Genomic DNA, 26,499 nt, shown 5'->3' on the forward strand with positions numbered 1-26,499 from the left:
CCTGTCCGAGGAAAAGACGTGGACTCGCGATTGAATGCTTTTCTTGAGCGTGCCGATGCCGTGCTGGCCCGGATCGAGCCTTTGCTGCCGGCGCCCCGGCCCGCCATCGATTGGACCCAGACCCTGGCCGCCCGCTGGCAGCGTGATGGACGTAGCGGCTATCTGCTGCCGCTGCAGGTCAGCCTCGACATGCGCCTGTCGGACCTGATCGGCGTGGACCGCCAGGTCGAACAACTGGGCCGCAACACGCGGCAGTTCCTCGATGGCATGCCCGCCAACCATGCCTTGCTCTGGGGCTCGCGTGGCACCGGCAAGTCTTCCCTGGTGCGTGCCCTGTTGGCCGAACATGCCCAGCAAGGCCTGCGGTTGATCGAGATCGAACGCGATCACCTGGCCGATCTGCCCCGGGTGGTCGAGCAGGTTGCGAAACTGCCACAGCGTTTCGTATTGTTCTGTGATGACCTGTCGTTCGAATCCGGTGAGGGCGATTACCGGGTGCTCAAGAGCGTGTTGGATGGATCCCTGGAGCAGGCACCGGACAACGTGCTGTTGTATGCCACCTCCAACCGTCGGCACCTGGTGCCGGAAAAGGAAAGCGACAACGAGAACTGGAAACGGGTCGACGGCGAACTTCACCCCAGCGAAGCGGTGGAGGACAAGATCGCCTTGTCCGACCGCTTTGGCTTGTGGCTGTCGTTTTATCCCTTTACCCAGGAGCATTTCCTCAACGTGGTGGAGCACTGGATCGGCGAACTGGCGACCAAGGCCGGGCTGGCCTGGCAGCGCGACGAAGCGCTGGATGTGCTGGCGGTGCGTTGGGCAACCGGTCGCGGCAACCGCAACGGACGTTGCGCCTACCAGTTTGCCCGTTATTGGGTAGGCCTGAAATTGTTGGAGCACAAGGCATGATCGATTTGAAGGGCACCGGAGTTGGCCTGGACGGCTACGCGTTGTTATCGGCACAGCTGGAATCCTTGCTGGCCGATGAGCGTGACTTCATCGCCAACGCGGCGCAGTTCTCGGCTTTCCTGTCCAGTCAGCTGGACGACCTGAACTGGGCCGGTTTCTACCTCAATCGCAACGAAGAGCTGGTCCTGGGGCCGTTCCAGGGCCAGATCGCCTGCGTGCGGATTCCCTTTGGCCGCGGCGTGTGTGGCACGGCGGCAGCGACCCGGCAGACTCAGCGCGTCGAAGATGTCCATGCCTTCGCCGGGCACATCGCCTGCGACAGTGCGTCGAACAGCGAGCTGGTGGTGCCGTTGGTCAAGGACGGGCGCCTGATTGGCGTGCTGGACCTGGACAGCCCGAAACTGGCGCGCTTTACCGAACATGACCAGGCTGGCATTGAAGCGTTGGCTGCGATATTCCTGCGCCTGACGGATTGCTGATCATGCCTTCAGCCCGGCCTTGACCAGCAGGGCATCGGGGTCGACTTCATCGATCTGGTGCGGGTCGAGGAACTGATTGGCGTAGCTCAGGTAGACCTTTTCATCGATGAAGAGCCCGAACAGTTCGGGATCGATATGGGCGTCACGGCACATGGTGGCCATGATGCCCAGGGCTTCGCTCAGTTTCTTCGCTTTCTTGTAGGGGCGGTCGGCCGCCGTCAGCGCTTCGAAAATATCGGCAATGGCCATCATGCGTGCCGGCAGGCTCATCTCTTCGCGTTTGAGGCGCTTGGGATAACCGCTGCCATCCATTTTCTCGTGATGACCGCCGGCTATCTCCGCCACGTTTTCCAGGTGGCTGGGGAAGGGCAACTGGCTGAGCATCAGGATCGTCTGCACCATGTGATGGTTGATGACGTAGCGCTCCTCGCGGGTCAGCGTGCCTCGGGTGATGCTCAGGTTGTAGAGTTCGCCGCGGTTGTATTTCCAGGCCGGTACGTCGAGCTGGAAGCCCCACGGATTGTCCGCCGGGATCAGTTCGCTCGCGTGGCGCTCGAACAGGTGCTCGGGCTTGTCCGCCAACAGCGGCTCAGTGACTGGTAGTGTCGGCTTGGGCGTGCGGGCCTGGCGACGGTTCTCTTCCCAGGAAACCCCCAGGCGATCGTCGAGGGTCCGGGTCCAGGGGCGTTGGGCAATCTGTTGCAAGCGTTGCAGGTCTGCCTCGGCCATGGCTTCGCTGCCTTGGTTGCAATGGGCGACGAAGGCAAAGTCGTCATCCAGGGCCGCCAATGTCGCGTCGCGCCGTTGCGCCAGGGATGAGGCCTCGCCGCCGCTTGCCACGGCCTGCCAGTAATCGACCCAGGCATCGCGCTTGAGCACTTCGAAACGGGTGCGTATCTCGTGGATCCGGTCGTTCAGGGTTTCCAGCTTGGTGGCTTTGTCGACGACGTATTCGGGGGTAGTGACCTTGCCGCAATCGTGCAGCCAGGCGGCGATGTGCAGGGCTTCCCATTCATCTTCCGTTGGCTGATAGGTGTCGAATGCCGGTGCCTGGCTGGCGGCGGCGGCCTGGGCGAGCATCAGGGTCAGCACCGGCACCCGCTGGCAATGGCCGCCGGTATAGGGACTCTTGGCATCGATCGCGCCGGCCAGCAATTGGATGAATGCGTCCAGCAATTGCTTTTGCCTGGCTTGCAGGCGCTGGCTCTCGATGCTCACGGTGGCGGCACCGGATACGGCCTGCAGGAAGGCGATGCGGTCGGGCTGCAGTTTTTCCAGGTCGGCTTCGGTGCCACTGTCGGTGATCAGCAATACCAGTACGCCGACGGTTTCCTGGTGCCGATTGCGCAGACGGATACCGATCAGGTGGACCCGCGGCGAGTCCAGTTCCCGCAGGACGCCCTGCAAGTCGCCCGCCTGCTCGAAGCCCAGGGATGTCACGAAATTTTCCGAGACGGCCAGTTGCTGGAGCCATTGAGGGCTGTCGCCCGCTTGCAACTCATGACCGCGCAGTTTGAAGTCATCGAGATCCCGAGGTGCGCCGTCGATCACCAGCCCATGTGGCTTGACCCGATTGTCGTCGTTCTCGCGCAGGTAGATCAGACCGGCCTGGGCCTGGCCGATTTTCACGGTTTCAAATAACACCCGCTCCAGCAATGGGACGAAGCGGGTTTCGGCGCGCAGGCTGGCGGTGATTTCAAAGAAACTTGCCAAGGTCTCTTTCATGCGCGCCATCGATACGCTCAATTGATCGACCTCCAGCACCGGGGAACGACGGGACACCGGATAGTTGAAATCAAAGCTGCGAATGGCATCGGCCTCCTGCACCAGTTCGCGCAAGGGCTTGACCAGGATTCTGGACGTCAGCCAGCCCAGCGGCAGGCACAGCAGCAAGGTGGCGAGGGTGATGAGCGCGCCTTGCCAGCGCATGCGATAGGCATTGGCCAGCAGCTCATCCTCAGGGACCAGCAATGCCAGTTCCAGGCCGTGGGGCCCGCCTTCCTGCATATGGCTGCGAGAAACGATCCACTGGCGTCCGGCCGCCTCCAGGCGCGTCGCATCGGTGTTGTCATCGAGCGCAGCGGCGATCGCGGGGCTGAGGTCGCGAGCCTTGATCAGGCGTGCCGACTGGGCATCGACGAGCAGCCGGCTGCTGTCGGGATAACCCACTGCGTTGCCCTTGGGGTCGAGCAAGACGATTTCGGTGCCGCTGGTCACCTTGTGCTTGGCCAGGGTTTGGGACAAGGCCGCCAGGGTCAGGTCGGCGCCAATGACAGCCTGTTCGCCGCTGCGCCGGGCGAGGGTGGTGCCGACGTTATGGATGGAGAAAAAAACGTAGGGCTCGGTGGTGATCTGCTCAGTGCTGCCGACGGCGCTGCGAAACCAGCCGCGGTTGCGTGGGTCGTAGGTTTCACCGGTAATGTCCCGGCGTTCGATGAGCGTCAGGGTTTCATCGTAAAACAGTGATTGGGCGAGTATCGGCGCCTGCTCGGTTGTCCGTTCCACGGTCCAGACCTGGTAGGCCGCCTCGGCCGGTGCCTGCAGGGCGGCTTTGAGGGCAGCGGTGCGCAATGGCCGGACCATCAGGAAGTTGCCGTGACGATCGCCCAGGTACAACGACGCCAGGTTCGGGTTATCCCGCAGTGCCTGGCTGAAGGGCACGAGCAGGGCCAGGCGTTGCGCCATCTGCGGCGTGCGCGTCGCCGGGTAGTCGGCCAGCAGGCTCAGCAGATGGCGGATCGGTTCGTAGGTGTCGTACAAATCCAGGCGCACATCCTGTTCAATGCGGTTGAACAGTTTTTCACTGCTGGAGAGGATGATTTGCGTGGTTTGCCGGTAATTGAAAATACCCAGCACCACCCCGGTCAGCAGCAAAAGCAGGGTAAACATCACGCTGATGTGGACGTGCAGGGGGAACCGGCGTTTTTTCGGACGCGGTGCGCTGGGCATTGCAGTCACTCCAAGTGTCGGGGGGCGTTCTCGATGGGTGTTTGCGCGTGCAAGGGAAACCGATCGAGAACCCCCCCATGTACGCACTGCTGAGCGAACAGCATAGTAAACGCTGGATTATTTTGCCTTGGCGATCTCCGTTTCCAGGGCCCGCTCCAGTTCGCTCATGGCGCGGTCGAGGGCGTCGGCGCAAGCGCTGATTCGCTCAGGCGCCTGTGCCTGCTGACAAGCCTGTTCCAAAGCCTCGCACCGCTGGATCAGCGAGGTCGCCTGGACGATGCGGGCGACGCCTTTTATCTTGTGTGCCGTTTCAGTCAATGCTTGCCGGTTTGTGCCGTGGGCGACGCCCAGCAATTCCTGGCGGTCCGAGCGGCTGCTACTGAGCAGTTCGGCCAACAGGCGCCGGTTGGACGAAGGGTCGCCGCCAGTCAATGCCTGTAGGCTTTGTACGCTGAAAATCGCGGGGTGGCCGGCGGGTTTGACCGTCTTGATCCATTGGCTCAAGGCGCTCAGGCTGATCGGCTTGAACAGGCAATCGTCCATTCCAGCGTCCTGGCAGCGTTGTTTTTCCTCCGGTTGGGCATTGGCCGTGAAGCCCAGGACGGTGCAGGGCGGCCGTTGCTGCTCGGACTCGCTGCGACGAATCGACCGGGCCAGATCGTAGCCGCTCATGATGGGCATGTTGCAATCGGCGATGACCAGATCGAAATGCCCATCCCGCCAAACCTTGAGCCCATGCGCACCATCGTAGGCGACCTGGTAGTGGTGACCCAGATACTCCAGTTGCTGCGACATCAGCAGGCGGTTGGCCGGATGATCGTCCACGACCAGCACATTCAAGGCGGCTTCGGCCGTTTCGATGGCCGGCTCAAGCGCAGCGCAAGCGTTTGTCGGCGCCAGGATGTTCAGGTGCAGGCAGATCCGGACCTGGGTTCCGGTGCCGGGCTGGCTGTTCATGTGCAGGCTGCCGCCCATCATCCGGCACAGGTTGCGACTGATCACCAGCCCCAGTCCCGCACCCGTACGGGCCATCCGGCCGCTATTGTCGACCTGGGCAAAAGGCTCGAACAAACGTTGCAGGTCCGCCGGGCTGATGCCGATGCCGCTGTCGTTGACCTCCAGGTGCATTTGCAGCACGTCGTCCCGGTCGGTTGGAGACAGCCGGACCTTGATCAGAACCTGGCCCTGCTCGGTGAATTTGAGGGCATTGCTGATCAGGTTCGACAGCACCTGCTTGAATCGCAACGGGTCGATCAATACGTCAGGGTTGCCCTCGGCAGTGTCGAATTGCAGCGTCAACGCCAGGTTTTTCTGCCGGGCCACGCCCTCGAATACCCGTATCACCGATTGCAGCAGGGCCCTGAGGTTGACTCGTTCGGGGGCCAGGCTCAGATGGCCTGATTCGATACGCGCGATGTCCAGGATATCGCCTATCAGCTCGAGCATGCCGGAGGCCGACTCGTACGCGACTTCGATGGTCGAGCGGTCGACGTGGCCCTTGTCGGCGTGTTTGAGGGCCAGTTCGAGCATGCCGATCACCGCGTTCATGGGGGTGCGGATTTCATGGCTCATGGTCGCCAGGAACGTGCTTTTGGCGCGGTTGGCGTCATCGGCCTGTTGCTTGGACGCGCGCAGTTCCTCGAACAGCTGGCGCCGTTCACTGATGTCGATCCAGCCGCCGATGATGCCTTGCACTTCGCCGGCGGAGTTTCGGTAGGGCAGGATCCAGTGATAGATCGTCAGTTTCCTGTCCCCGATGTGCAGGGGACGATCCACGATCAGGGCGGTGCCTTCGGCCATGACGCGCTGGTAGTCCGCCTGGTACTCCTGCGCTTCGAAGGCGTTGCTCATGGAGCCCGGCATCAGGCTCTTGCCAATGACGTCTTCGCGTTTTGCGGCGAACGCTTGCAGGTAACTGTCGTTGCAACTTTGCAGGATGCCGTTGCGATCCCTTACGTAGATGGGATGAGGGGTGCCGTTGAGCAGCGAATGCATGAACTCGAGTTGATCATTGAGGGCCAGTTCCGCCCGCTGGCGTTGCCTGATCTGGCGCTGCATGTAGGCGTTCCACGCCAGGGAAAGCAGCAGCAACAGGCCGACGCCCGCGACGATCTGGAAGAACAGACGGTTGTAGGTGCGCCAGGTGTGTTCCGAGGGTGAGACATAACCGCGCCAACGGTTGTTGATGACGCCCAGTTCGTCGGGGTCGATGCTGGTCAGGGCCTTGTCGAGAATGGCATTCAACTCGGTGGCGTTTTTCGCCGTGGCCAGAGCGAACATGGCCTGTTGGGTGCCCACCGTGCTGCTGATTTGCAACCTGTCCCGCAACACGTGGGAGGCGATGAAATAGTTGGCCATCACTTGTGAGTTCACGCTGCCGTCGACCTGGCCATGGGCGAGCATTTCCACGGCGCGCAAGGGGCCGTCCGTTTCGATGATTTGGATGCTCGGGTACTGGTTGCGTAACCATTCAATGACCGGGTTGCCTTTGGCGATTGCCAGGCTTGCGTGGCCGAACTGATCGAGTGTCGTGGGCGTATCGGACTGTTTGCGGGTCAGCAGGACGAATGAACTGGTGATGTAGGGGCGACTGAATTTCAGTTGGAGTTGTCGTTCATTGCTGGGCAACAGTGCAGCGATCATGTCGGCTTGATCGTTCAGGACCGCAGCAATCATTTCGCTGTCGTTCTGGCGGCGCTGGATGTCCAGGCGCAGGCCGGTGCGCAGCCGGATCAGTTCCAGCAGATCGGCACTGATGCCGCGAAAGTCGCCGTCAGAATCGAAGAAGGTGAAGGGTGCGGACGTTTCGTTCACCGCCACCCGGACCACCGGATGCTTCGCCAGCCAGCGTTGCTCGCGTTCGGTCAGTTGTATCCTGTGGTCCGTGAGGTACAGGTCGCTACCTGCGCTCCAGCGCTTGGAGATGGCTGCCTGCTCGGCAATGGGGACCTGGTTCAACGTAGCGTTGATGACGTCCAGCAAGCGGGTATCGCTGCGTCGTACGGCGAACCCGAACCCGTGGGATTCATGCTTGCCGAAGCTGGCCATGCGGATATTGCCCAAGTATCCATTGTTGATCATGTAATGGGTGGAAAGGGTATCGCCGAGAAATACATCGGCCTGGCCGAAGGCGACGGCGTTGATGGCGTTCTGGTAGGAAGGGTAGGTGGTGATGAGTGCCTTGGGGTAGAGTTTTTCAATTTCCTGTAGTGGCAGGTAGTGATAGACCATGCTCAGCCGCAACCCCTCGAGATCGTCGGTCAGGGATCGGCTTTCATTCGTTCGGGTGACGAGAACAGGTTGGTCCACGGCGTACGGCGTCGACAGCACGATGTCGGGGTTGCGGGCTTCGAAACCGTTGGCGGTGCCAAGCATATCGATTTGCCCCTCCATGAGTGCGGCCATGGCCGCCTCGCGGGAACCAAAGCGCAGGACGCTGATGGGCAGGCCGGTGGCCTTGGCGATGATATCGGCATAATCGGCGGTCAGGCCCTCGTAGTCGCGTCCACTGGTGGAGAGGTCGAAGGGCGGGTAATCCGGGGCGGAAGTTCCCAGGACCAGGTTCTGTCGATCCTGTAGCCAGGCGCGCTGAACATCATCGAGCTTGATCTCGGTATGGGTCATGGAGGAACGACCCAGCAGCGTGTATCGCTCGGGCGTATCCGGTGCCGCCGCGAGTACTCCCGTATATAACGCTGCGCTGATCAGCAAGAGGCATTCCGATAGGCGTCTGAGCATCCTTTTTTCTCACACCAGCGCGTTGCGCTTCGCCATTTCAATCAACTCGACCAGGGACTTGACCTTGAGTTTCTGCATCAGCCGTTTCTTATAAGTACTGACGGTCTTATTGCTGAGAAACATTCCCTTGGCTATTTCCTTGTTGGTACGTCCCTGTGCAAAAAGTTGCAGCACCATCAGTTCCCGATCATTGACACTTTTGAAAAGGTCCAGCTCGATACTGCGTGGATCATCCGGGCGCACCGGATTCAGCGCCTGGCTGGGGAAATAGTTATAGCCGGACAATACCGCTTTGATCGCGCTGACAAGTTCGCTGAGGTCTTCTTGTTTGCAAACGTAACCAGAGGCACCGGATTGCATGCATCGAATGCCGAAGAGCGTCGGCGACTGGGCCGTGAGCACCAGCGTCTTGAGCGGAGTCGTCATGGCGTTGAAGCGCGACAGGATTTCCAGTCCATCGAGTTTGGGAATGCTGATGTCCAGGATAACCAGGTCTGGCATGCATTCGCGCACCATTTGCATCGCGTCGACGCCGTTGTCAGTTTCTCCTACGACCTTATAGCCCTCATGCTCCAGAAGCATGCGAACGGCGAGGCGGATGACCGGATGATCGTCGACAATGAAAACGGAGTTCATGAATAAATTACCCTGCGAACTTGAATAAAGCGCGCACCTTAGCCCACTTACCACCCGGGCCGTACGAAGAGACAGGCATGCAACTTCAATTTCAGAAGTTTCCTACAAAAAAAGAGGCAAGATATTACGATGTAATCGGGTTTTTAGTAGGCGATTGAAATAAGACGGTGAGGGTTACTGGCCGTTTGTGAAAGGATATTTCTTTCGACGGGATGTTTATCCAAACAAGTGTGACGGATTTGTTCAATATTGCGTGGAAAGTTTCATGCCGTGGAACTTGTACGATGAAGCCATTGTGGAAGCGGGCTCGCTCGGGAAGGCGCAGGCTCATTCAACATCGTCGCAGCTTGACCCGCCGCTTTCGCGAACAAGCCCGCTCCCACCTATTATTGGCGCGTGCGGCCTGTCATCTCCTGAGCCATTTCGCTGGCGTAGCTGTCGGTCATCCCGGCGATGAAATCGATCATGCGTAGGAAAGCGCCATGCAAGGGGCCGTTGGGATCCGGCGCGTTATTCCCCAGCAGGTCGAGAATGCGACGGTTCTTGAACGAAGGCGTGCGGCCACCGTGCTGTTCGAGGGCGGCTCCGCAGAATCCGTTGAGCAGGATTTCCAGCGTGGTGTAGGCGCCGATTTCATGCAGGGTCTTGCGCTTGTCCTGGAAAATTTTCCGCCGCGCCATGTCCTTGGCATTCAACACGCAGCGTTTTGCCGGGCCATGCATATGCTCCACCAGATCCCCTGGCAGCGTGCCGGCAAGCAGCGCTTCCTGCTGTTCGACAAAAGCCCGGGCGGCGGCGTTGGTCAGGTGTTCGATGGCCTTGCCCCGCAGGATCGCCAGTTTGCGCCGCCGCGAATCCAGTGGCCCAAGCTGCCGGTAGGTGTCCGGAAGATCGTCGCCCACCAGGTCCAGGAGCAGCGACTCCACCTGCGGGTATTCCAGAAGATCCATCTCCACGCCGTCTTCCAGGTCGATCAGCGCGTAGCAGATGTCATCGGCGGCTTCCATCAGGTACACCAGGGGATGCCGCGCCCAGCGTTGATCCTCGATCTGTGGCAGGCCGAGCTTGTGGGCAATCTGCTCCAACAGCGGCAGTTCGCTCTGGTAGCAACCGAACTTGTGTTTCTTGTAACCCAGCGAGTCGGCGTGGCGGGCGGTCCAGGGGTATTTCAAATAGGTGCCGAGGGTGGCGTAGGTCAGCCGGGTCCCGCCGTCGAACTGATGGTATTCAAGCTGCGTGAGGACGCGGAATCCCTGGGCGTTGCCTTCGAAGTTGAGGAAGTCGTTGCGCTCGGCTTCGCTCATGGCATCAAGCCAACCACGGCCGGCGGCCTGCTGGAACCAATAACGAATAGCGTCCTCGCCGGAATGACCGAACGGTGGGTTGCCGATGTCGTGGGCCAGGCAGGCCGATTGCACGACCATGCCCAGGTCGCTGGGCTCACACCAGTCAGGCAGGGCACTGCGAATGGTTTCTCCCACGCGCATGCCCAGGGAACGCCCGACGCAACTGACTTCCAGGGAGTGGGTCAGGCGTGTGTGGATGTGGTCGTTGCTGGAGACCGGATGCACTTGTGTCTTGCGTCCGAGACGGCGGAAGGCGCCGGAAAAGATGATGCGGTCGTGGTCCTTGTGGAAGGGACTGCGGCCCAGCTCTTGCGGACTGTGCAGCGGTTTTCCGAGGCGTTCGCGAGTCAGCAGGGTGTGCCAATCCAAGGCCGGTTACTCCGTGTGATGAGGTCGATGCCCTAGCTTCCCGGTTCGTGGGGCGTCCTGCAAGGTCCAAGGGCTTGTGCAGGGGCGCAAGATGGTCAAGTACAAAACCCTGTGGCGCGAGCCTCAGGGCTTGCGCACACTCTTGGCCAGCTTGATCAACGGCAACAGCGTCGTTGCCAACCGGATCAGGCTGGTCAAGCCGCCGCTGCGACTGCGTTTGCCGGTGATGAAGCCGAGTAAGGTCACTGCGGCCACGCCCCACAGTGGCGCGTGCTTGATGCCGAAACCTTCGTGCCAGCTTTGCGTCAAGCCGCGCACCCGCTGCAAGGGTTGCAGCAACTGGCGGGTTTCCTGACGGATTTCCTGGCGATGCATTTCCATGCGCAGACGCACCAGCGCCTTGCGCATTTCCTGTCGTGTCCGGGCTTGAGGGATATCAGGCAGGCTCATGGCAGCAGGCGCTCCCGGTCATTGGCCAATTCTTCGAGGGTGGCGTTGAAAGGGGAGGACTCGTCATAGATCGCTGCCTTGAGCCGCAGACCGCAGAACAGCGCCGCCAGCAGATAGAACAGGCACAGGCCGATAATGCCCGCCAGGCGATAGGTGTCCCATACCAGGATCAGTACCAACGCCGAAAGCCCGACCAACAGCAGCAAGCCGAACACCAGCGCCAGGCCGGCGAACAGCAGGAGGCTGACGGTGCGTGCCTTCTGTTCCTGCAGCTCCATGCCGAACAATTCGACGTGGCTGTGCAACAAGCCAAGAAACGCCGCGCCGAGGCGGCGTGCAGTCGGTTGGGTGCCCGCTTCGGACGAGCCGGATTCGTCGATACCCATCATCAGCGCCGTGTCGCCAGCAAACCAATCAGAAAGCCAACGCCCGCGGCAATGCCTACCGATTGCCAAGGGTTGGCCTGTACGTATTCCTCGGTGGCGACCACGGCAGCCTGGCCGCGTTCACGCATGGAATCTTCCGTCAGCTTTAGTGTTTCGCGGGCGCGCAAGAGGGTTTCGTGGATCTGGCTGCGCAGTGCATCGGCTTGATCGCCTGCCAGCGTCGCGGTGTGATCGAGCAACCGCTCCGTGTCGCTGACCAGCGTCTGGAAATCTTCCATCAGGATTTCTTGAGCAGTCTTTGCCTGGGTTCTGGCCATCGGTGGATCTCCGTAAGTGACGTCTGAAACGTTCGAGTATGAGCCTTGCGCGAAGGTTCAGTACAAGTGACTGGTACAACTTTTGCTCAGGCTTTTGCCATGTACTGGTGCGTCAGCCTGCGCCAGTGCGCTGAAGCTGGGCGAAAGCCCGCAAAACCTTAACCCAAATAATCAAAACCCGCGAAGCACCTCCAGGCGGGATTTCGTTTTTCCCGTTCTTGCGCACCAAAGCGGTTCATCGGCCTGCGTTCGGCAGATGAGCTGTTTCAACTTGGTGCGCTTGCGGGGTGAGCGAGCCGGTTTGGTGCTTTTTTCAACTTTTTCAGGTCTGCCAATACCATGGAAAATATGCAAAGTGCCGTGGACAGTCTGGTCCACAGCTCCAACACGCTGTTCATCCTGCTTGGCGCAGTCATGGTTCTGGCCATGCATGCCGGCTTTGCGTTCCTTGAAGTGGGAACGGTCCGACAAAAGAACCAAGTCAATGCGCTGTCGAAAATCCTCAGCGATTTCGCGGTCTCGACCCTGGCCTATTTCTTCATAGGCTATTGGATTTCCTACGGTGTGACTTTCCTGCAACCGGCGGCGGCGCTCAGTACCGATCATGGCTACAGCCTGGTGAAGTTCTTCTTCCTGCTGACCTTTGCCGCCGCGATCCCAGCCATCATCTCCGGCGGTATTGCCGAGCGTGCGCGGTTCGCACCGCAGTTGTGTGCTACGGTGCTGATCGTGGCGTTTGTCTATCCGTTTTTCGAAGGCTTGGTCTGGAACGGCAATTTGGGTCTGCAAGCCTGGCTGCAAGCCCGGTTCGGCGCCAGTTTCCATGACTTCGCCGGCTCCGTGGTGGTGCATGCCATGGGCGGCTGGCTGGCGCTGGCTGCCGTGCTCTTGCTGGGGCCGCGTAACGGCCGCTACCGGGACGGTCGCCTGGTGGCATTCGCGCCTTCGAGCATTCCATTCCTGGCCTTGGGTTCGTGGATCCTGATTGTCGGCTGGTTCGGTTTCAACGTGATGAGCGCCCAGACCTTGCCCGGGGTGAGCGGGCTGGTGGCAGTCAATTCGTTGATGGCCATGGTGGGCGGTACCGTGGCGGCATTGATTGTCGGGCGCAATGACCCAGGTTTCCTGCACAACGGCCCGCTGGCCGGGTTGGTGGCCGTCTGTGCCGGTTCCGACCTGATGCACCCGGTCGGTGCGCTGGCCACCGGTGCCATTGCCGGTGCCTTGTTTGTCTGGTGCTTCACTGCGGCCCAGGGCAAGTGGAAGATCGACGATGTGCTCGGCGTCTGGCCATTGCACGGATTGTGCGGGGTCTGGGGCGGTATTGCCTGTGGCATCTTTGGCCAGACTGCCCTGGGTGGCCTGGGTGGGGTCAGCCTGATCAGCCAGTTGTTCGGCACGGTGCTGGGTGTTGTCGTCGCCCTGGCCGGAGGCTTTGCGGTCTATGGGGTGATCAAGGCTGTGCTGGGGCTGCGCCTGACCCAGGAAGAAGAGTATTACGGCGCCGACCTGTCGATTCACAAGATCGGCGCGGTCAGCCAGGACTGATCGTCGCACTAACGAACTAACCACACAGGCCACTAAGGCTCCTTGTCCTGGTTACCGGGATAAAAGCCATGGAGCAGACGGTAACGGTCGTGACGCACCTGATCCACATGATGCCGGACCTGTTGCTCGGGCAGGCCCAGCATGATCAGGGCGTGGGAGGCCAGCATCAGGCTCGACTCCAACAGTTCCGGGACCACTTCGCTGGCCCCGGCAGCCTGCAACTCGGCCAGTTGGCTGTCGTCACGGGTACGCACCAGGATGGGTATCTGGTGGTTGACCTGTCGAGCCGCCTTGAGCACGGTGATAGCGATGTCGGTCTTGTCCACCGCGATCACCAGCAACCTGGCGCGGCTCAAGCCAACGGCCGCAAGCAGGTCACTTCGTCGCGAATCTCCATAATGCACGCAGTTTTCCCCGACGGTGGCTTCCTGGATGATCACCGGGTCGTCATCCAGGGCGACGAACGCCTGGCCTTCGCGGCGCAGGAAGCGCCCGATGGACTGGCCGACGCGACCGTAGCCGCAAATGACTACGTGACCCGACAAGCCGGCATTGAGTGCGCTGATCTGGTCCAGTTGTGCTTCTTCGTTGGGTTTGCGATGCAGGCGCGCAGCGATGCGTGGTGCCGCGCGCAGCAACAGCGGGGTCAGTAGCATCGAGCAGAATGTCGCGGCCAGCAGCAGGCCGCTGATGTCGGCGGGCATGAGGCGGTTTTGCTGCATCTGTGCCATCAGGGCAAAGCAGAACTCACCACCTTGGGCCAGGGCCAGGCCGCTGCGCCAGGCCGTTTCACCGTCGCTGCCGCGCCATTTCACCAGGGCGGCGACCACGCAGCCCTTGATGAGCATCAAGCCGAGGGTCAAACCCAGGATCAACAAGCCGTCATCGAGGAACAGCTGCAGGTCGATCAGCATGCCGATGCTGACGAAGAACAGCCCCAGCAGGATGTCGCGAAACGGGCGTATGTCAGCTTCGATCTGATGCCGATAGTGGCTTTCCCCCAGCAACATGCCCGCCAGGAAAGCCCCCAGGGCCGGCGACAAACCGAGCAGATGGGTCAGCCACGCCGTCAGCAACACGATTACCAGGGCAAGCAGCACGAACAGTTCGGCGGACCGGGACGCAGCCACCTCATGGAACAGCCTGGGCAACAGCAGCCGACTGGTCAGCAGCAGGCCACCGAACAAAACCAGGGTCTTGCCCAGGGTCAAGGGCAGCGCCCAGTACCACGGGTGCTCGCTGCTGCCAGCGAATACCGGCACCAAGGTCAACAACAGCACCGCGACAACGTCCTGGAACAACAACACGCCGATGGCGTTCTGGCCGTGGCTGCTGAAGATCTCTCCCAGGCTGGTCAATTCCTTGCTGACGATAGCAGTGGAGGACAACGCCAGGCCTGCGCCGAGCAGCAACGCGGCGATCACCGGCGCGCCACACAATGCCAGCAATCCCGCCAGGACCGCTCCCGAGCACAGCACCTGCAGGCTGCCCAGGCCGAACACGACCCGACGCAGTTCGAGCATTTTCGACAGGGAAAACTCCAGCCCCAGCGAGAACAGCAGGAACACCACCCCGAGCTCGGCCAGGTCTGGCAATTCTTCGCTGTCGTTCACCCAGTCCAGCGCGGTAGGCCCGACCGCCAACCCGACGCAGAGATAACCCAGCACGGGTGGCAGGCGCAGCCGCCTGAACAAGGCGATGACCACCAGGGACGAGGCAAGGATGATCAGCAGATTGGCAAACAAGGGGAACTCCGTTTCAAGGCTACAACCTACAGCGTAGAGGGGAAAATGCGCCAAGCGTCGCTGGAAAAGCATTTGTGTTCAGTGATTTGCATCAGCGTTTTACCGAAACACCCTGGAGCGAGCCAGCGACTCGACGGTTTCCCGGGGCGGGCCTAGAATGACCGTCTATCTTTTTTGGGTCTACCCACCATGCTTCCTGAATGCCAGCTGTTCGGCACCCTGGGGTGTCATTTATGTGAAGTTGCAGAAGGGGTGCTGATGCCTTTCGTCGAACATGGATTGTTGGTGGAGCTGGTAGACATTTCGGAGCGTGAAGACTGGGTGGACGATTATGCGCTGCGTATCCCCGTGCTGCGCAGGCTGGATACCGGTGCCGAGCTGGAATGGCCCTTTGAGGCCGAACAGATCGTGACCTTCCTCCGTTGAGCGGTTCGTCCGTCAGTTCCTGATACGGCGGTTGGCGAAACTAGCGTGCTTCGGTTACTGTATGTGCATACAGCTATCTGGAGTGTTCCCCCTTGGTCAATGTCGAACAACTGAAAAGCAGTGTAAACAGGATGTCTGCGGACGTTGTGCGTGAGGCAGTCCTGGAACTGCGCCTGGATGGCCTGGTGACCGAAGGCAAGACGCCGTTCAATAAGCTGCATTTCAACACCTGTTTTGCCGAGATCGAAGCGTTGTTCCAGCGCGCCGGCTATCACAAACAATTGGATGTGGTGGGTTACCAGGGCTTGCTCTACGCGCTGTACGATCCAGGTCGCTGGGAGCCGGTGGAGGTGCTGCGCTGGTTGAAGGAGTTCACCGAAGCGGCGGCAAAATCGACGTCAGTCACGGCGTAAAGCAATCATCGCTGGGCTGGCTGGTGCGACTGTCGGATAATGCCGCCCTGCAAAAAATGCCTAAGAGTTTTCAATGTCCGGTCCATCGTTTTCCGCCGCTCATCATCAGGCCAGTACGCTGTATCTGCCGCCCGGTTCCTGGTCGACGGTGTTGGAGTGCCTGTGCGAGCATTTCAGCGCCATCAGTCGCGAGCAGTGGTTGGAGCGGATCGCCCGGGGCCGGGTATTGGATGGGGAGGGCAAGGCCATCCCTGTCGATTTGCCGTACCGCGAAGGCCTGCGCATTCACTACTTCCGTGAAGTGCCCGACGAGAAGCCGATCCCGGTGGTGGAGTCGATCCTGTATGTCGACGAGCACTTGGTGGTGGCAGACAAACCGCATTTTCTGCCTGTCACCCCGGCGGGCGAATACGTCGAGCAAACCTTGTTGCGGCGATTGATCCGGCGGCTGGACAATCCGCATCTGGTGCCCTTGCACCGCATCGACCGGCATACGGCCGGGCTGGTGTTGTTTTCGGCCAACCCGCACACACGTTCGGCCTATCAGTCGTTATTCCCGACGCGGCAGATCGAGAAACGCTACCAGGCCATTGCCCGTGCATTGCCCGGGTTGACCTTTCCCCGGGTGCATAAAAGCCGGATGATCGATGGCGAGCCGTTCTTCCGGATGCAGGAAGGGCCGGGCGAGCCCAATACCGAAACGGCCATCGAAGTGCTGGAGCGCAATGGCGAGCTGTGGCGGTATGGCTTGTATCCGGTTACGGGCAAGAAGCATCAGTTGCGGGTTCACATGAATGCCCTTGGGGCGGGGATTTGCAACGATCCGTTTTATCCTGATGTGCTTCGGGATGTTGAGGATGATTACGCTAATCCGCTTAAGCTGCTGGCTCAGGGGTTGCGTTTCGTTGATCCGGTTACGGGGCAGGAGCGGGTGTTCGAGAGCGGTATTTCGTTGCAGTGGTAGTTTTTTTGTTCAGGGTATGGTGTGTATATCCGTTATTTAGGTAACGGCGGCTTATGGTTCCGCCCTTACGGCGGGTCACTTTTGGAAGAGCGCCAAAAGTAACCAAAAACGCTTTGCCCCACCACTCGGTGCCTCGCTAAGGCTCGGCATGCCCTCACTCCGGCATTGCTCCGTGGGCCCGCCGCGAAGGGCCGTCCATGGCCCAGCGCGGCTAACCCGGCATCCATGCCGGGATGCCCACTCCACAATGCCTGCGTTCGGCCAGCGTGGTTTAACGGGGCCTCAAGATCAAGATCCAAAGCAAGAGCAAGAGCGGGGCACATGCCGGCATCTATGTGGCTGAGCCGCCGCTATCGCGAGCAAACCCAACATCCCTGTGACTGAACCACCGCCATCGCGAGCAGGCTCGCTCCCACAGGAGAAACGCGGTCTCACCAAGAGCCAGGTCGGCTGTTAGGCCGCCTCGCGGTGGACGTTGATCTCGGCGCCCCGTTAACCACGCTGGCTGAACGAAGGTATTGCGCAGTGGGCAACCCGGCATGGATGCCGGGTTAGCCGCGCTGGGCCATGGATGGCCCTTCGCGGCGGCCCACGGAGCAATGCCTTCGTTCAGGCATGCCGAGCCTAAGCGAGGCACCGAGTGGTGGGGCAAAAGCGTTTTGCTTACTTTTGCGCTCTTCAAAAGTGAGCCGCCGTAAGGGCGGAACCCTAAGTGGCCGTTACCGCAGCAACGGATATACACCCAAGCCCCAAGCCCCAAGCCCCAAAAAAAACCGGCGCTTCCCTCTTCAGGAAGCGCCGGTTTTTCCAGCAACATCGGGCAGCAACGTTACAGATTACAAATCCTTAACGGTACGAACCTGATCCTTGTTCACACGAGTCTGCTTGCCATCCAGTTGCTCAAATTCGTAGAAGCCGCTTTCTTCATCGTAATGTGGAGTATCGACGGCCTGGATTTCGCGACCGTCATTCAAGGTGATCACTGTTGGCGATGCGCACCCGGCAAGGGTGGCGAGGCCCAGAGCGAGCATGAACGTGGCGAGGGTCCGTTGTATCATGGTGTTTCTCCGAAATGGATTCTTCAAGTTACTGACCTTCAGACGTATACATCGCGCGCAAGTTCCTGGCTAGTGTCAATCTGACACGCCTTTATGTTGGGCCAGTAACTCCGGCGTGTTCAGGTTGGCCAGCCGGGGATCGTCGGCCGGGCATTGCAATGCAACGGCGTGGAGTGCGCGCATGATTCGGCCGGGGCTGCGTTCGCCTTCGCTCCAGGCGTGTTCGAAGCTTCCTGCCAGGACCAACGGAATGACGCACAGCAGCGGCTCCCAGTGCTCGCCGTGCCGCACCATCAGTGGTTTGTCGGGGTGTTGGCTGGCCATCTTGCGCATGTTGTCGAGCAGGCTTGAGTCGATTTGCGGTACGTCGCATGGCAGCACCAGCAAATATGGATGCTTCGCTGCCTTGAGGCCTGCCCGGATGCCCGCCAGCGGCCCGGGGAAGTCGCCTTCCTCGTCATGCACCAACTGATCGGCATACATCGCATAATGTTGCCTATTGCGGTTGCAAGAGATGATCAGGTCGTCGCTCATGGCGCGGGTCTGGCGATGGAGATGGGCTATCAGCGGTTCGCCCTGCCAGTGCACCAGGCCTTTGTCCTGGCCGCCCATGCGTTGTCCGCGTCCGCCCGCCAAGAGCAGGATGGAGCAGGAGGGCAGTGGCGTGTTCGAGGTCATGGCGTGTCTCCGCACGGGCGAAAAAATGAAGCGCTGTGATATAACACCGGGCTGTTTCCTCCACAACTGGACGAGCCTATGAAAGCCAAGGCTGATGTACCTTTCGTGCCGCTCAATATCGCGGTGCTGACTGTCAGTGATACCCGTACCCTGGAAACCGATACGTCCGGGCAGGTCTTCGTCGATCGGCTCACGGCGGCCGGCCACAACCTGGCAGCGCGGGTCCTGCTCAAAGATGATTTGTACAAGATCCGTGCGCAAGTCGCGACCTGGATTGCCGAGGACGTGGTGCAGGTGGTGCTGATCACTGGCGGCACCGGCTTCACGGGGCGTGACAGCACGCCGGAAGCCGTCACCTGCCTGCTGGACAAGCAGGTCGATGGCTTCGGCGAGTTGTTCCGGCAGATATCCGTGGCTGACATCGGCACTTCCACCGTGCAGTCCCGCGCGCTGGCAGGCCTGGCCAATGGCACGCTGGTATGTTGCCTGCCGGGTTCGACCAACGCGGTGCGTACCGGATGGGATGGCATTCTGGCTGAACAGCTGGATGTGCGGCATCGGCCGTGCAATTTCGTGGCTCATTTGAAACAGGCAGATCCGTGTGAATCCCGTGGCTAAACCGGGCAAGGGCGGTGCCTTGATGGCCGTTGAGGTTGCGTTGGAGCGGCTGCTGGAGATGGCGGCGGCCACACCGATTGTCCAGCGCGAGCATTTGCCTTTGGCCGCAGCGCTAGGGCGAGTGCTGGCTGAGGACCTGGTGTCGACCCTTGATTTGCCGCCATGGCCCAACAGCGCCATGGACGGCTATGCCTTGCGGCTGGCTGACTGGAATGGCGAGCCGTTGAGGGTCAGCCAGCGGGTTTTTGCCGGGCAGGCACCGGAACCGCTGGCCGCTGGCACGTGTGCGCGGATCTTCACGGGGGCGCCAGTCCCGGCCGGCGCCGATTGCGTCGAGATGCAGGAAAACGCCGTGGTTGAAAGCGACCAGCGCGTGCGGTTTACCGAGCCCATGGTCAGCGGACAGAACATTCGCCCCCAGGGACAGGAGGCTACCGTTGGGGAGCAGGTTCTTGCTGCCGGCACTCGCTTGGGGCCGATCGAGCTGGGGCTGGCGGCATCCTTGGGCTGTGCAACGCTGGAAGTGGTGCGCAAGGTCCGCGTTGCGGTCCTGTCCACGGGGGATGAACTGGTCGAACCCGGTCAGGCGCTGGGCCCAGGCCAGATCTATAACAGCAACCGCGTGCTGCTGTGTGGCTGGCTGCAACACCTGGGCTGTGAAGTGGTTGACGCGGGTATCCTCCCCGACGATTTATCGGCCACCCGTGAGCGCCTGGCACAGTTGTCAGATGTCGATCTGATCCTGTCCACCGGCGGGGTATCGGTGGGCGAGGCGGACTTCCTGGGCATCGCCTTGCGCGAGGACGGCGAGCTGGCGCTTTGGAAGCTCGCTATCAAGCCGGGTAAGCCGCTGACGTTCGGGCATTACCGTGGCGTGCCAGTCATAGGCCTGCCTGGAAACCCTGCCTCGACCCTCGTGACTTTCGCGCTGTTGGCAAGGCCCTACCTGCTAAGGCGCCAAGGCGTCCAGTCGGTGGCGCCGCTCAAGTTCAAGGTGCCGGCCGGTTTCGCCTGGCCGAAGGCGGGCAGTCGACGAGAGTATTTGCGCGGTCGCATGGAGAATGGTCGAGCGATCATCTACCGCAATCAAAGCTCGGGTGTCCTACGCAGCGCGGCCTGGGCCGAGGGGCTGGTCGAAGTGCTCGAGGGGCGGACGCTGGTTGAGGGCGATGAAGTGGGTTTCATTCCCTTGAGCGAAGTCCTGGGTTAGCTGTTCTCCGGCCCGAGTCGGGTACCCGGGCCTTCATGCACCTCACCTTCAGCGCGTGAGCAGCATCACCAGTTGATCGAATCGATTGTTGGCAATCCAGCCCAACAGGCCGAGCACCACCGCTGCGGCGCCAGCCGAATAGGCCAGCCTGTGGCGGATCACCTTTACATCGGTGCGAATTTCATCCATGTCTTTGCGGATGTATTTGAGGTGGGTTTCCAGCTCAACGACGCGCGGTTCCAAATCAATTCCTCCAACGGGATTACTGCAACTTTTGCATTCGTTTCGAGTATCGGCCTGCCCGCCCTCAAAGGGCGCGCGCTGCCGGGGCAGCAGCTTGTATTCACGGTTATGCATGGGACGGTTCATCCCTTTGGCCATAACTGTTCGAACGACTGAGCCGACCCCGGCGAGCCGTGATGTATCCATCCATGGGTAAGTGCTTCCTTGTGTGATGAGGTTTTAGCGTTCCAGCAAAACAGAGGGCCAAGGTGTCTCAATACCGCTAGAGGGTCAATTGAGCTGATTCGCCAGGTCTTGTAAGAAAACTCTTCGAATCAAGGCGTACCGATCAGGCGAGCGGCCCAACGGGTTCTCTCCTGGGGCAAACCTCCTGCCCTTTTTAATAAATTGAGGTGCACCGAGACTTTTTCGGTCAAATGAGCGGTCCCATTTCCTGAACCTTCCAATGACGGAGACAACGATGAGCAAAGGCAAGGCACTGTTGATTTTGCATGGCAAGCAAGCGCTCAACGAAGAGGTTCGCACGGCCGTGATGCTCAAGCGCGAGCAGGGCTGGGACCTGGCGGTACGGTTGACCTGGGAGGCCGGTGATGCCCAACGATGCGTCGATGAGGCGCTGCGGGCCGGTTACACGCGACTGATCGCCGGCGGCGGTGATGGAACCTTGCGTGATATCGCCGAAGCGATCGTCCTCAAGTCGAGCGATGCCAGCCTGGTACTGCTGCCGTTGGGTACTGCCAACGATTTTGCCCGGGCCGCCGGTGTTCCGTTGGAGCCTGCGCAGGCCCTGGATTTGCTCGACGTTGCGCCGCAGGCCGTGGATGTGGGTGAAGTCTGCGGCCGGATTTTCCTGAACATGGCCACCGGCGGTTTCGGCAGCCAGGTGACGGCGAACACCTCCGAGGACCTCAAGAAAGTTCTGGGGGGCGCGGCCTACCTGTTCACCGGCCTATCGCGATTCAGTGAGCTGAGTGCCGCCTATGGCGAGTTGCAGGGTCCCGATTTTCACTGGCGAGGCGATTTGCTCGCGCTGGGTATCGGCAATGGCCGGCAGGCGGGGGGAGGTCATGTGCTGTGCCCGCAGGCCTTGGCCGATGATGGGTTGCTGGACATCAGCATCCTGCCGGCGCCTCAGGAAGTGGTCAGTACGTTGAAGGACTTGCTGGCGGGAGGCCTGGGCATCGATAACATGTTTGTCCGCGCACGCTTGCCATGGGTGGAGATCAAGGTCGCCCAAGGCCTGGATATCAATCTCGATGGTGAGCCGTTGCAGGTGGACACCCTGCGTTTCACTGTCCGCCCGAAGGCACTGCGCGTGCACTTGCCGTCCGATTCGCCGCTGTTGGGCGCTGCGGCGGCGCTCAATCGTCCAGGCTGATGATTTTTTCGCGCACGGCGAACAGCACAAGTCCGGCCACGTCGTGGATCTGCAGGCGCTTCATGATTTGCGCCCGGTGGGTTTCGACGGTCTTGATGCTCAGGTTCAGGCCGTTGGCAATTTCCCGGGTGGACTTGCCGCGCACGATCAGCCGCAATATTTCCAGTTGGCGTGCGGTCAGGTTATGGGCCTGGGCAGGGTCCGGCTGCTGCTTCTGGACGCGGATCAGTGCCTGGTTGATCACGGTATGGGCGATGGCCGGGCTCAGGTAGCGTTCATTGTTGCGCAGCGCCTCCAGGGCGTGTTTGAGCTCATTGGCGCTGGTGTCCTTGAGCAGGTAGCCATGGGCTCCGGATTCCAGCGCCTGCATGATCAGTGCTGGATCCGTATGCATGGACAGGATCAGCACCTTGCTATGGGGACGCACCCGCTTGAGCTGTTGCAAGGCATCCAGGCCGCTGGTGTCCTTCATGGAAATGTCCAGCAGCACGATGTCGGGGTTCAGCCGTTCTACCAATTCCACCAATTGCGTGCCGTCATTGGCTTCGCCGATGACGGCATAGCCCGGGATGTCCGTGACCAGCGCACGTACGCCAGCCCTGATCAGGGAGTGGTCATCTACCAGAAGCAAATTACAAATCAAAGGAGAACCTTATTCTTACTGGCTCGCTCCAGGGCACGCGGCGCCCAGGGAAAGCGTGCTTCGATGTGCGTGCCTTTGCCGGCTTCGCTGATGATCTTGAGGGTACCGCCCAATTGTTCGACCCGCTCCGACATGCCGGCCATGCCCCGTTGACCTTCGCGAGCGGGGTGGGTGGCCGGGACAAACCCCTGGCCGTCGTCGCTGATCAGCAGGGTCAGGCCGTCGGGCAGGCGTTGCAAGCGTACCAGCAGATTCGTCGCCCGGGCATGGCGCAAGATGTTGGTGACCGCCTCCTGGGTGATCCGGAACACCGCGACCGACATCTCCTCGGGGATGCCTGTCATGCGCTGTTGGCAATCGAGGCTCCATTTTACCGGGGCATTGGCCAGGGTCTTGAGCAAATGCGCCCGCAGGCTGGCTTCAAGCCCGAGGCTGGCCAGTTCCCTGGGGTTGAGGATCGCCGATACATCGCGGACCTTGTTGAGGGTTTCGTCCAGGGTCTCGCACAGGAGCGCGCACTGGCCCTGCAATTCTTCCGGCATCCGGCGCTTGAGCCATTCGCCTTGCAGTTTCGCCGCAGTCAGCAACTGGCCAATGTCGTCGTGCAGTTCGCGGCTGAGCCGATGACGCTCGTTTTCCTGGACCTCGAGCAACCGCTCGGCCAGTTCCTGCGGCTGGAACTTGATGGATTTGCGCGACAATCGATGGTGGATCCAGACACAGGTCATTGCCGCGACATTCAATGCCAGCAAGCTCAACGGCACCGTATGGGCGTACAGGTAGGTCAACAGGCAGCCGAGGGTCGAGCAGATGCACAATAATAATGTGAAGCGACGGGCGTTTTCTCGGGAGGGAGGCCAGGTGATAAATGACTTGAGGCTGGCGTGCATAGCGGATGGAGCCAATGAATGTTCGCTGCGGGCTGGCCGGTCAGCGCATCTGACAGGCCGGGTCGGGTAAACGTTTCAGGTCGAGGGCTGCTTCGGTTGGCGGCTTTTACGGCGCTGTCTTGAAGTGGCTGACGCGGGAGATAGTACCACTTCACATTTCGTTGGTCGCGTTCGGCATGGCGCGACGAAAGCGCTATGGACCAGGCACTCCGCATTGAGCCGGCATCATCGTATCAGGCTTGTTTCTGGGAGTAGGGTACCAACGCCAGCGGACGTGACGCTGCCAATGCCTGGCCAGGACTCTGGCCTACCTGGAAGGCAAATGCCTCGATCAACGAGATCTGTTCGCTGCTGTCCAGGCTCAGCTGGCCGGTGGTGTGATCGACCAGTTCCAATTGCCAGGCCATCAGGGTGAGGCAATCCTTCAGGGCATCCAGGGCCTGGTCATGCAACTGCATGTGGTTCTGCGCGTGGCTGAGCAAGCCATGGATGTGCAGCGAAAACTCCGAAACGGCTTCCAGCGCCAGGGCATTGGCCTTGTTCGAGAGTTTCAGCAAGGTGCTGAGCATGCAATCGATGGCATCCTTGTCGTTGTTGATCAATTGCAGATGGCTCAGGCATTCCTCCGACTTGGCCAACAGCGTCTCGGCCTCGATCAGAAGCTCGGGAAGACGCTGACTCCAGTTTCTACGATCGTTCGGCATGCTTATCTCCACAACATCATGTCAGGCGAAAGAAAACCGCGTATGGCGAACGGCTGGATCTCAAGGACGACCGCGAACGGACGCACGGCGACATGCCCGGGCCGTTCAGCGAAGGCAAATTCGCTAACGATTGCACGGGCGGGATCGGCCGAGAGGCTGCAAGTCCGATGTCCTGTGGTCGCGCACAAAAGCCTGACTCCGTTCAGCAATGAGAATGGCGTCACATTAATGGCTATTGGATAACGGGAATATCAGGTTGGACCTGATTGTGCCTAGGGGAATCCCTTAGACAAGGGAACTTTGCACGCGAACCAGGGTCGCGCGGCAGGGGAAATTGCAGGTGAAAATCATGAAGCCAGTAAAGCATGATGTTAATGTGACATCAATGCCCCTCGCTCGTATTTTATCCGGGGTCAAGATTCGGTTCGTGCAGCCGATATCTCTTTTATTGGATTCAACCGAACAAGCCCAGGAGTCATCGATGGCCGGCATTCTCGACACAGTAGATCAGCGAACCCAACTGGTGGGTGAGAATCGCCTGGAAATTCTCATGTTCCGCCTCGCGGGTCGACAGTTGTTCGCCATTAACGTGTTCAAGGTCCAGGAAGTCCTGCAACTGCCCAAGCTGACCCTCATGCCGCAGCGTCACCCGTTCGTGTGCGGTGTGGTCAATCTACGGGGCCAGACGTTGCCTGTGATCGACCTGTCCCAGGCCATTGGCATGCGCCCGCTGGTGCCGGGTCCGAACAGCACCATTATCGTGACCGAATACAACCGCTCGGTTCAGGCGTTCCTGGTGGGCGGTGTCGACCGCATCGTCAACATGAACTGGGAAGCCATCCTGCCACCGCCGACCAGCGCTGGTCGCGAGCACTACCTGACGGCCATCAGCAAGGTGGACGATCAGTTGGTGGAAATCATCGACGTGGAAAAAGTCCTGGCCGAAATCGTGCCATACAACGCCAAGGTCTCCCGGGACAAACTCGAAGACCCGGTGCTGGAGCGCGCTCGTGGCCGCGAAGTGTTGCTGGTGGATGACTCCAACGTCGCGCTCTCACAACTGCGCGATACCTTGGGTCAGCTGGGCGTGAAGATGCACATCGCCAGCGACGGCCTGAAAGCGCTGAACATGCTCAAGGCCTGGGCCGATAGTGGCGAGGTGATGACCGATAAATTGCTGATGATCTTCACCGATGCGGAAATGCCGGAAATGGACGGCTACCGCCTGACCACCGAAATCCGCAACGATCCGCGCTTGCGTGGGCTCTATGTGGTACTGCACACCTCGCTGTCCGGCAGCTTCAACGATTCGATGGTCAAGAAGGTCGGTTGCGACAATTTCCTCTCCAAATTCCAGCCGGACAAGCTGGTCGATGTGGTGCGTCAGCGGCTGATGCTCGACTGAAGCTGATGGTGGTTTGCTTCAATGGCCGGCTCGTATAAGGTGGCATTTTTTCGCCACCAGGGAAGTTGACCATGTTGCGGCTGAGCGCGCTGTATCGGTATCCGTTGAAGTCCGGCAAGGGCCAGCCCTTGCAAGGGATTGGCCTGGACAAGCTCGGGCTGGACGGTGACCGGCGCTGGATGCTGGTGGATGAGGGCACCGGTCGTTTCCTGACCCAGCGCGCCGTGGCGAAGATGAGCCAGCTTTCGGCCCTGTGGAACGAGGCCGGCGGCCTGACGCTCAGTGCGCCGGGCCATGAGGCCATCGATGTGCCGCTGCCGCCGGTCCTGGAGGAGCAGCGGCGCGGGGTGATCATCTGGCGTGACACTTTGCGTGTGCCGGATGCCGGTGACGAGGCTGCGGCCTGGGTCAGCGAGTTCATCGGCAATCCTACCCGGTTGGTGCACGTGCCTGTGGAACTGGCGCGCACCACGGCAGCCGGTTATGGCAAGGATGACGACAAGGTCGCCTTTGCCGATGGTTTCCCGCTGCTGCTGATTGGTCAGGCGTCCTTGCAGGACCTGTCGAGCCGGGTCGGTCGCCCGCTGGAAATGTTGCGCTTTCGTCCCAACCTGGTGGTCGAGGGCAGCGAGGCGTTTGCCGAGGACGGCTGGAAGCGTATTCGTATCGGCGAGGTGGAATTCCGCCTGGTCAAGCCATGTTCGCGTTGCATCATGACCACGGTCGATCCGCAGACCGGCGAGCGCGATCCGAATCGCGAACCCTTTGCCGCGTTGCAGCGATACCGTTCGACACCGGACGGTGCGATGTTCGGCCAGAACCTGGTCAACGACAGCGACGGTCGGCTTGAAGTCGGCATGCCGGTTGAAGTGCTCGAATAAAAAAATCCGTGAACAAAAATGCCCGTGTCGTTGGACACGGGCATTTTTCATTACCCCGATGCCATGCCAGGGCTTTTGTGGCGAGGGGATAAATCCCCTCGCCGCAGGGTTATCTG

The 26,499-nt window shown here is 60.4% G+C and carries 25 protein-coding genes; 11 read left to right on the forward strand and 14 right to left on the reverse strand.

Annotation, left to right across the window (positions count from 1 at the left end; genetic code table 11):
• Positions 1-18 precede the first annotated feature (18 nt).
• Positions 19-909 carry an ATP-binding protein gene (locus tag PSH86_RS08680; RefSeq protein ID WP_109751459.1) on the forward strand — a complete coding sequence of 297 codons (891 nt, stop codon included), beginning with the start codon at positions 19-21 and terminating at the stop codon, positions 907-909.
• Positions 906-1,388, forward strand: a complete 483-nt coding sequence (locus PSH86_RS08685) for a GAF domain-containing protein (protein WP_109751460.1) — start codon at positions 906-908, stop codon at positions 1,386-1,388. Before PSH86_RS08680 ends, PSH86_RS08685 begins: the two co-directional genes overlap by 4 nt.
• Here the strand turns inward: PSH86_RS08685 and PSH86_RS08690 are convergent, their stop codons facing one another.
• The 7 genes from PSH86_RS08690 to PSH86_RS08720 form a co-directional block, all read right to left on the reverse strand.
• Positions 1,389-4,337: an HD domain-containing phosphohydrolase gene (locus PSH86_RS08690; protein ID WP_305489225.1), complete on the reverse strand. Its 2,949-nt coding sequence runs from the start codon at positions 4,335-4,337 to the stop codon at positions 1,389-1,391.
• A gap of 117 nt (positions 4,338-4,454) precedes the next feature.
• Positions 4,455-8,075, reverse strand: coding sequence for a transporter substrate-binding domain-containing protein (locus PSH86_RS08695; protein ID WP_116831790.1), 3,621 nt, complete (start codon positions 8,073-8,075; stop codon positions 4,455-4,457).
• A gap of 9 nt (positions 8,076-8,084) precedes the next feature.
• The gene (locus tag PSH86_RS08700; protein WP_014337291.1) at positions 8,085-8,711 is read right to left on the reverse strand and encodes a response regulator transcription factor; all 627 of its coding nucleotides are present in this window, start codon (positions 8,709-8,711) and stop codon (positions 8,085-8,087) included.
• A 386-nt stretch (positions 8,712-9,097) separates the two neighbouring features.
• On the reverse strand, positions 9,098-10,426 hold the full coding sequence (locus PSH86_RS08705) for a deoxyguanosinetriphosphate triphosphohydrolase (RefSeq protein ID WP_109751464.1): 1,329 nt from the start codon (positions 10,424-10,426) through the stop codon (positions 9,098-9,100).
• Between the two features lie 123 nt (positions 10,427-10,549).
• Positions 10,550-10,876: a hypothetical protein gene (locus PSH86_RS08710; RefSeq protein ID WP_109751465.1), complete on the reverse strand. Its 327-nt coding sequence runs from the start codon at positions 10,874-10,876 to the stop codon at positions 10,550-10,552.
• Entirely contained in the window at positions 10,873-11,262 is a 390-nt protein-coding gene (locus PSH86_RS08715; protein WP_024618372.1) for a phage holin family protein, read from the reverse strand. Before PSH86_RS08715 ends, PSH86_RS08710 begins: the two co-directional genes overlap by 4 nt.
• Positions 11,263-11,264: 2 nt before the next feature.
• Positions 11,265-11,579: a YqjD family protein gene (locus PSH86_RS08720; protein WP_092166820.1), complete on the reverse strand. Its 315-nt coding sequence runs from the start codon at positions 11,577-11,579 to the stop codon at positions 11,265-11,267.
• 339 nt (positions 11,580-11,918) lie between these two features.
• On the opposite strand from PSH86_RS08720, the gene PSH86_RS08725 reads away from it, so the two are divergent.
• Positions 11,919-13,127: an ammonium transporter gene (locus PSH86_RS08725; RefSeq protein WP_109751466.1), complete on the forward strand. Its 1,209-nt coding sequence runs from the start codon at positions 11,919-11,921 to the stop codon at positions 13,125-13,127.
• Positions 13,128-13,159: 32 nt separating this feature from the next.
• Here the strand turns inward: PSH86_RS08725 and PSH86_RS08730 are convergent, their stop codons facing one another.
• Positions 13,160-14,872 carry a monovalent cation:proton antiporter-2 (CPA2) family protein gene (locus tag PSH86_RS08730; RefSeq protein WP_109751467.1) on the reverse strand — a complete coding sequence of 571 codons (1,713 nt, stop codon included), beginning with the start codon at positions 14,870-14,872 and terminating at the stop codon, positions 13,160-13,162.
• Between the two features lie 189 nt (positions 14,873-15,061).
• Between PSH86_RS08730 and PSH86_RS08735 the strand changes: the two genes are divergently transcribed.
• The 3 genes from PSH86_RS08735 (at position 15,062) to PSH86_RS08745 (ending at position 16,675) form a co-directional block, all read left to right on the forward strand.
• Complete coding sequence (locus PSH86_RS08735; RefSeq protein WP_109751468.1) at positions 15,062-15,298, forward strand: glutaredoxin family protein; 237 nt, start codon at positions 15,062-15,064, stop codon at positions 15,296-15,298.
• Positions 15,299-15,390: 92 nt separating this feature from the next.
• Positions 15,391-15,711, forward strand: coding sequence for a transcriptional regulator (locus PSH86_RS08740; RefSeq protein ID WP_116831793.1), 321 nt, complete (start codon positions 15,391-15,393; stop codon positions 15,709-15,711).
• Between the two features lie 73 nt (positions 15,712-15,784).
• Positions 15,785-16,675 (forward strand): pseudouridine synthase, encoded by an 891-nt coding sequence (locus PSH86_RS08745; RefSeq protein ID WP_305489236.1) that lies wholly within the window; start codon positions 15,785-15,787, stop codon positions 16,673-16,675.
• Positions 16,676-17,511: 836 nt separating this feature from the next.
• On the opposite strand, the gene PSH86_RS08750 is transcribed toward PSH86_RS08745, so the two are convergent.
• Both PSH86_RS08750 and mobA read right to left on the reverse strand, forming a co-directional pair.
• Positions 17,512-17,733 (reverse strand): YgdI/YgdR family lipoprotein, encoded by a 222-nt coding sequence (locus PSH86_RS08750; protein ID WP_092197592.1) that lies wholly within the window; start codon positions 17,731-17,733, stop codon positions 17,512-17,514.
• A 75-nt stretch (positions 17,734-17,808) separates the two neighbouring features.
• Complete coding sequence (gene mobA / locus PSH86_RS08755; RefSeq protein WP_109751471.1) at positions 17,809-18,411, reverse strand: molybdenum cofactor guanylyltransferase MobA; 603 nt, start codon at positions 18,409-18,411, stop codon at positions 17,809-17,811.
• Between the two features lie 78 nt (positions 18,412-18,489).
• Between mobA and moaB the strand changes: the two genes are divergently transcribed.
• Both moaB and glp read left to right on the forward strand, forming a co-directional pair.
• A complete protein-coding gene (gene moaB / locus PSH86_RS08760) occupies positions 18,490-19,029 on the forward strand; it encodes a molybdenum cofactor biosynthesis protein B (protein ID WP_109751472.1) in 540 nt (179 codons plus the stop codon).
• Between the two features lie 22 nt (positions 19,030-19,051).
• Entirely contained in the window at positions 19,052-20,239 is a 1,188-nt protein-coding gene (glp, locus tag PSH86_RS08765; RefSeq protein WP_162893898.1) for a gephyrin-like molybdotransferase Glp, read from the forward strand.
• 48 nt (positions 20,240-20,287) lie between these two features.
• On the opposite strand, the gene PSH86_RS08770 is transcribed toward glp, so the two are convergent.
• Positions 20,288-20,596 (reverse strand): hypothetical protein, encoded by a 309-nt coding sequence (locus PSH86_RS08770; protein ID WP_232200418.1) that lies wholly within the window; start codon positions 20,594-20,596, stop codon positions 20,288-20,290.
• Between the two features lie 346 nt (positions 20,597-20,942).
• On the opposite strand from PSH86_RS08770, the gene yegS reads away from it, so the two are divergent.
• A complete protein-coding gene (gene yegS, locus PSH86_RS08775) occupies positions 20,943-21,860 on the forward strand; it encodes a lipid kinase YegS (RefSeq protein ID WP_109751474.1) in 918 nt (305 codons plus the stop codon).
• Here the strand turns inward: yegS and PSH86_RS08780 are convergent.
• From PSH86_RS08780 to PSH86_RS08790, 3 genes are all read right to left on the reverse strand, one after another.
• Positions 21,844-22,503: a response regulator transcription factor gene (locus tag PSH86_RS08780; protein ID WP_116831796.1), complete on the reverse strand. Its 660-nt coding sequence runs from the start codon at positions 22,501-22,503 to the stop codon at positions 21,844-21,846. The genes yegS and PSH86_RS08780 overlap by 17 nt on opposite strands.
• Entirely contained in the window at positions 22,500-23,393 is an 894-nt protein-coding gene (locus PSH86_RS08785; RefSeq protein WP_116831797.1) for a sensor histidine kinase, read from the reverse strand. The genes PSH86_RS08780 and PSH86_RS08785 overlap by 4 nt, the downstream gene beginning before the upstream one ends.
• Positions 23,394-23,626: 233 nt before the next feature.
• The gene (locus PSH86_RS08790; protein WP_109751477.1) at positions 23,627-24,097 is read right to left on the reverse strand and encodes a hypothetical protein; all 471 of its coding nucleotides are present in this window, start codon (positions 24,095-24,097) and stop codon (positions 23,627-23,629) included.
• Between the two features lie 481 nt (positions 24,098-24,578).
• On the opposite strand from PSH86_RS08790, the gene PSH86_RS08795 reads away from it, so the two are divergent.
• Positions 24,579-25,502: a chemotaxis protein CheV gene (locus tag PSH86_RS08795; RefSeq protein ID WP_039588994.1), complete on the forward strand. Its 924-nt coding sequence runs from the start codon at positions 24,579-24,581 to the stop codon at positions 25,500-25,502.
• 71 nt (positions 25,503-25,573) lie between these two features.
• Entirely contained in the window at positions 25,574-26,383 is an 810-nt protein-coding gene (locus tag PSH86_RS08800) for an MOSC domain-containing protein (protein ID WP_305489243.1), read from the forward strand.
• Positions 26,384-26,499 lie beyond the last annotated feature (116 nt).

Source organism: Pseudomonas sp. FP2300 (assembly GCF_030687595.1).
In the GTDB taxonomy this organism is placed as follows: Bacteria; Pseudomonadota; Gammaproteobacteria; order Pseudomonadales; family Pseudomonadaceae; genus Aquipseudomonas; species Aquipseudomonas bijieensis.

What these genes read in the sequence shown, in the direction of transcription:
- PSH86_RS08750 (WP_092197592.1), bottom strand. Translation starts at nt 17,733, where the DNA reads ATGATACAACGGACCCTCGCCACGTTCATGCTCGCTCTGGGCCTCGCC.
- PSH86_RS08800 (WP_305489243.1), top strand. Translation starts at nt 25,574, where the DNA reads ATGTTGCGGCTGAGCGCGCTGTATCGGTATCCGTTGAAGTCCGGCAAG.
- PSH86_RS08745 (WP_305489236.1), top strand. Translation starts at nt 15,785, where the DNA reads ATGTCCGGTCCATCGTTTTCCGCCGCTCATCATCAGGCCAGTACGCTG.
- PSH86_RS08690 (WP_305489225.1), bottom strand. Translation starts at nt 4,337, where the DNA reads ATGCCCAGCGCACCGCGTCCGAAAAAACGCCGGTTCCCCCTGCACGTC.
- PSH86_RS08720 (WP_092166820.1), bottom strand. Translation starts at nt 11,579, where the DNA reads ATGGCCAGAACCCAGGCAAAGACTGCTCAAGAAATCCTGATGGAAGAT.
- PSH86_RS08710 (WP_109751465.1), bottom strand. Translation starts at nt 10,876, where the DNA reads ATGAGCCTGCCTGATATCCCTCAAGCCCGGACACGACAGGAAATGCGC.
- mobA (WP_109751471.1), bottom strand. Translation starts at nt 18,411, where the DNA reads ATGACCTCGAACACGCCACTGCCCTCCTGCTCCATCCTGCTCTTGGCG.
- PSH86_RS08725 (WP_109751466.1), top strand. Translation starts at nt 11,919, where the DNA reads ATGGAAAATATGCAAAGTGCCGTGGACAGTCTGGTCCACAGCTCCAAC.
- PSH86_RS08785 (WP_116831797.1), bottom strand. Translation starts at nt 23,393, where the DNA reads ATGCACGCCAGCCTCAAGTCATTTATCACCTGGCCTCCCTCCCGAGAA.
- PSH86_RS08715 (WP_024618372.1), bottom strand. Translation starts at nt 11,262, where the DNA reads ATGGGTATCGACGAATCCGGCTCGTCCGAAGCGGGCACCCAACCGACT.
- PSH86_RS08770 (WP_232200418.1), bottom strand. Translation starts at nt 20,596, where the DNA reads ATGCATAACCGTGAATACAAGCTGCTGCCCCGGCAGCGCGCGCCCTTT.
- PSH86_RS08790 (WP_109751477.1), bottom strand. Translation starts at nt 24,097, where the DNA reads ATGCCGAACGATCGTAGAAACTGGAGTCAGCGTCTTCCCGAGCTTCTG.
- PSH86_RS08735 (WP_109751468.1), top strand. Translation starts at nt 15,062, where the DNA reads ATGCTTCCTGAATGCCAGCTGTTCGGCACCCTGGGGTGTCATTTATGT.
- glp (WP_162893898.1), top strand. Translation starts at nt 19,052, where the DNA reads ATGGCCGTTGAGGTTGCGTTGGAGCGGCTGCTGGAGATGGCGGCGGCC.
- moaB (WP_109751472.1), top strand. Translation starts at nt 18,490, where the DNA reads ATGAAAGCCAAGGCTGATGTACCTTTCGTGCCGCTCAATATCGCGGTG.
- PSH86_RS08795 (WP_039588994.1), top strand. Translation starts at nt 24,579, where the DNA reads ATGGCCGGCATTCTCGACACAGTAGATCAGCGAACCCAACTGGTGGGT.
- PSH86_RS08700 (WP_014337291.1), bottom strand. Translation starts at nt 8,711, where the DNA reads ATGAACTCCGTTTTCATTGTCGACGATCATCCGGTCATCCGCCTCGCC.
- PSH86_RS08685 (WP_109751460.1), top strand. Translation starts at nt 906, where the DNA reads ATGATCGATTTGAAGGGCACCGGAGTTGGCCTGGACGGCTACGCGTTG.
- PSH86_RS08695 (WP_116831790.1), bottom strand. Translation starts at nt 8,075, where the DNA reads ATGCTCAGACGCCTATCGGAATGCCTCTTGCTGATCAGCGCAGCGTTA.
- yegS (WP_109751474.1), top strand. Translation starts at nt 20,943, where the DNA reads ATGAGCAAAGGCAAGGCACTGTTGATTTTGCATGGCAAGCAAGCGCTC.